3 protein-coding genes are annotated in these 4,137 nt (G+C 51.1%); 2 read left to right on the top strand and 1 reads right to left on the bottom strand.

All coding sequences use genetic code 11. The features are described from left to right. Positions 1–25 precede the first annotated feature (25 nt). Entirely contained in the window at positions 26–1,945 is a 1,920-nt protein-coding gene (gene parE, locus ACLUYS_RS09490; RefSeq protein WP_230268238.1) for a DNA topoisomerase IV subunit B, read from the bottom strand. A gap of 526 nt (positions 1,946–2,471) precedes the next feature. On the opposite strand from parE, the gene ACLUYS_RS09495 reads away from it, so the two are divergent. Then, positions 2,472–3,023: an NADPH-dependent FMN reductase gene (locus ACLUYS_RS09495; protein ID WP_412659724.1), complete on the top strand. Its 552-nt coding sequence runs from the start codon at positions 2,472–2,474 to the stop codon at positions 3,021–3,023. 384 nt (positions 3,024–3,407) lie between these two features. Further along, positions 3,408–4,100, top strand: a complete 693-nt coding sequence (locus ACLUYS_RS09500) for a hypothetical protein (protein WP_412659725.1) — start codon at positions 3,408–3,410, stop codon at positions 4,098–4,100. The last annotated feature ends 37 nt before the right edge of the window (positions 4,101–4,137 follow it).

Consider the following 4,137-nt stretch of genomic DNA (forward strand, 5'->3'; position numbering starts at 1 on the left):
CTGCTTTTTTCTTTCTTGGCATCCGCTATTCTCCTTCCTTAAAGTCATCTTCCAAAGTGAAGACGACGTTGTCTTCGATCCACTGCCTTCTCAGATCCGCACGGTCGCCCATCAGTTCGCTTACGCGCTTTTCGGCCAGGCGGCCGTCTTCGAGCGTAACACGCAGCAAGGTTCGGGTTTCGGGGTTCATGGTCGTATCCCAGAGCTGGGATGCGTTCATTTCACCAAGACCCTTATACCGGCTGATGTGATAGCCGGTTTTGAATTTGGCTTTCATTTCTTCCAGCTCTTCATTGGAATACAAATAGTACTCTTCATCCTTTTTCGCGATGCGATACAGAGGCGGAAGGGCGATATATAACATGCCGGCTTCGATGAGCGGGCGCATGAATCGATAGAAAAACGTCAGAAGCAGGTTCTGAATGTGCGCGCCGTCATCGTCGGCATCGGTCATGATAATGACTTTATGGTAGTTGGAATCTTCGGCATCGAAGCTGCTGCCTACACCTGCGTCAAGAGTATGAATGATGGTGTTGAGCTCTTCGTTTTTCTCTACCTGTTCCAGCGTGGCATGCTCGGTATTGAGCACTTTGCCTCGAAGCGGCAAAATGGCCTGATATTTCGAGTCCCGTCCCTGCTTGGCCGAACCGCCGGCGGAATCGCCTTCGACCAGATACAGTTCCTTGCGTCTTGCATCTTTGGACTGGGCATGCACGAGCTTTCCGGAAATAATCTGTTCCGAACGATTTTTTCCTTTTCCCTTGCGGGCTTTTTCACGCGCTTCGCGCGCCGCTCTTCGTGCCGCACCGGCCTTGATCATCTTGCGGATGAGCGTAGCGGCGGTATCGGTGTTTTCTTCGAGGAAGTAGCGCAGGTTTTCACTGACGATCGCGTCGACCGCACCTTTGGCCTGCGGAGTTCCCAGTTTTTCCTTGGTCTGCCCTTCAAACTGAAGCAGCGTTTCCGGAATAGCCGTATGCAGGACAAAGGTCAGTCCTTCTCGAATGTCCGAGCCTTCCATGGATTTGTCTTTTTCCTTTAACAGGCCGACTTTTCGCGCGTAGTCGTTGAACACGCGGGTCAGTGCCTGTCTTGCGCCGGTTTCATGGCTTCCGCCATCGCGGGTGCGAACGATGTTCGCAAACGAAAGCATGTTTTCCTGATACGTATCGACGTACTGGAATGCGGCCTGCACTTTGATGCCTCCGGATTCGCCTTCAAAGGAAACGACCGGCGAAATCGGATCGTGATCGACGTCGAGCTCTTCGACGAACGCCTTAAGTCCGTCTTCGTAGACGAATTCGTCTTCTTTCGGGTTTTCGCGCTTATCGATCAGACGGATTTTCAGTCCTTTTAACAGGAACGCGTCTTCCTGTACCCTCTCCTTAATGCGGGAGTAGGAAAAACGGTTTTCCTTAAAAATCGTCGGATCCGGAAGAAACGTTACTTTCGATCCGGTCTGCTTCGTCTTGCCGATGACTTTCAGTTCGCCAACATGACGGCCGCCGTTTGAGAAATCGAGTTCGTAAATGTTCTTTCCGTCCTTAACTTCGACTTTGACCCAGGAGCACAGCGCGTTGACTACACTCGCGCCGACGCCGTGAAGACCGCCGGAAGCCTTATAGGAAGAATCCGAAAACTTGCCGCCCGCATGGAGCACGGTAAAGATGACCTCCAGAGCGGACTTGCCGGATTTGTGCTTGCCCACCGGCATGCCGCGTCCAAAGTCTTCCACGCTGCAGGAGCCGTCCTTGTTCAGGGTCACAATGATTTCGTTTCCAAAGCCGTTAAGGGCTTCGTCAATGGAGTTGTCGAGAATTTCCCAGACCAGATGATGAAGGCCCCGACGGTCCGTCGAACCGATATACATGCCTGGTCTTTTTCGAACGGCATCAAGACCTTCCAGAATGACAATTGAATTTTCATCGTATTGCGTCTGTGCCATAGTCTTCCTCCCTTTTCTAGTTCTGCTTTATGAAAGCCGGTTTGGTACCGGCCAAATGGTTTGTTTTGGTTTTTTCGTCTCTGTATTTTCGATGGAAAATCTCCGGATCCATCCAGAACGATTTCCCAGTACGATTTCATCGCGTCTTTCCGGATTCTACCGGAAACGATCGGGAACGAGGCGATGCCAAAGGTATGTATTGTAAACAATATTTTTCTTTCTTTCCACCAAGAGTCTTTCCCAGTATTTTTTTCATATGGGCTTCTGACAAAAGGCGTTCCGGATATATGCGACGCCTGAGAACCGGTCCATCCGCTCAGCCGCGGCATCCAGACTTGCGTCTGTGCTTAGATCTTGCGCATCCTCTGCGCTCTTTTTTCCCTTTGGACATAAATACTTTCTTACCATACTTCGCACATTCTTTCCAATCTGAGATTGTCGGGCGATACGTACCCTGCTCGCACATTCAGCCATGCGATAATAGAAGACAGAAGAAACTTCTTTCTTGAAAGTGAGGAATTTCAACATGAAAATTCTGCTCATCTGCGGATCCCTTCGCAGCACATCGTTCAACATGGAACTCGCTCAGGACGCCAAAAAGGCGCTGGAGGCCATGGATATCAAAGCCAGAATCCTTCCCTATGGCGATCTACCCCTGTTCAATCAGGATCTCGAAGCCCCGGAACTCGAAAGCGTATCCCGCATTCGTCAGGAAATTCGCGAAGCCGACGGACTCTGGTTCTTTACCCCGGAATACAACGGCATGATCACCGGCGTTCTCAAAAACCTGCTCGACTGGATGAGCCGTCCGACCGCCCCCGATTATACGCGCGCTTCTTCCGTTCTTTACGGAAAGTCTGCCGCCATCAGCGGCGCCGGCGGCCGTATGGCGGCCAAAGGCTCGCGCGAACAGCTCGCCATCCTGCTCAAACGGCTGGGCGTCAAAGTCTGCCCGGAAGAATACGGTCTCGCCTTAACGCCAGAAGAGTTCAGCACCGATTCGTTTACCGATCCAGACAGTGTAGCCGAAGCTATCGCTTCTCAGGCCAGAGAATTCATCGCCTGGCTCAAAGGCTGATCCGGTTTTCGAATCCTGAAAGGATCACTTCGATCTCCAGTTCATATCCATCCGGTTTCAAACGGCTTAGATCCTTTTCTTACCGTGATTTCTTCTTACCGCGATTTCTTTCTGCGATCTGGATTTGAATCGGAATGCGTTTTGGACATCTTTTGTCGGCAGGCATTGGAATCTGCCCTTATAAGAATTCCAGATTTTCGCCTGCAGCTTTCAATTTACGATTTTTCAAAGAGGCTTCGGCCTCTTTTTCTTTGCGATTTCGTACGTTTTCAAAAAGTCACGTCTTAAGCATCCTTATCTGACAGACTCAAGGCTATGAAAGAATCCAAATCCCATTTGAATTTATCTTTTCCTGATTTTTTATCATCGGATTCGGATGAGGCCATGATGCTGAATGATCCGGCTGTGGAAGGCTATGGCGGATCTGACCTGGAGCCTTCCTTTCCTCCCGTTTTTCTGCATGGGAATTTTGATCTGGACCGTCCGGACGGCCCGAACGGTCCAGGCGGATCCGAACGCACTCTGCATCTGCGCATTCCGAATCTCTTTGGATCTTCATCTGAACGGAATTCGAATGCTTTCGCTTCTCTCGAAGCCTCCTCGGCCTCTGGATCAGACCTTTCTGGTGTTTCTGGCGTTTCGAATGCTTCCGGTGGTGCCGGCATTCGGGAAAGTCGCCTGTCTTTCGTTCTTCAGTATTCGTACCGGCCAAAGCCGGCTTCCCCTCCGTCCGGCTTGGACGGTAATTACCGTCTTGTTGATCCTTGGCCGGACGTTTCGACAAAGACGTCCCCTGCTTTGCTTGCCGACTATATCGAGTACGACTACCTCCATTCCTGCCTGCTTCTTCATTTTCAGGATCAGGTGGTGCGGGAAAAGGCGTCGACGATAAACGCCTGGCTGGATGCGCGCTGTCTGCAGGCGGGCAGTTCTCTGCAGGGACGAAAGGAAGCCGCCGCATTTTATCTTAGCGCTCGTAAGTTTCTGCCGATTCTGGTTTCTCTCTCGCCGCTCGAAGTATGGGTACCGCTGCTGCCGCAAAAGGATCCGAAACGGATCTACGTAAGCGTCAAATAAAAGACGGGTATTTTCTCGACCGCCTCCTTGGGATAAT

Origin of the sequence: Allobaculum sp. (assembly GCF_047010065.1) — a bacterium.
Lineage (GTDB): Bacteria > Bacillota_I > Bacilli_A > Erysipelotrichales > Erysipelotrichaceae > Allobaculum > Allobaculum fili.

Coding starts and splice junctions, on each gene's coding strand:
- ACLUYS_RS09500 (WP_412659725.1), top strand. CDS start 3,408: ATGATGCTGAATGATCCGGCTGTGGAAGGCTATGGCGGATCTGACCTG.
- parE (WP_230268238.1), bottom strand. CDS start 1,945: ATGGCACAGACGCAATACGATGAAAATTCAATTGTCATTCTGGAAGGT.
- ACLUYS_RS09495 (WP_412659724.1), top strand. CDS start 2,472: ATGAAAATTCTGCTCATCTGCGGATCCCTTCGCAGCACATCGTTCAAC.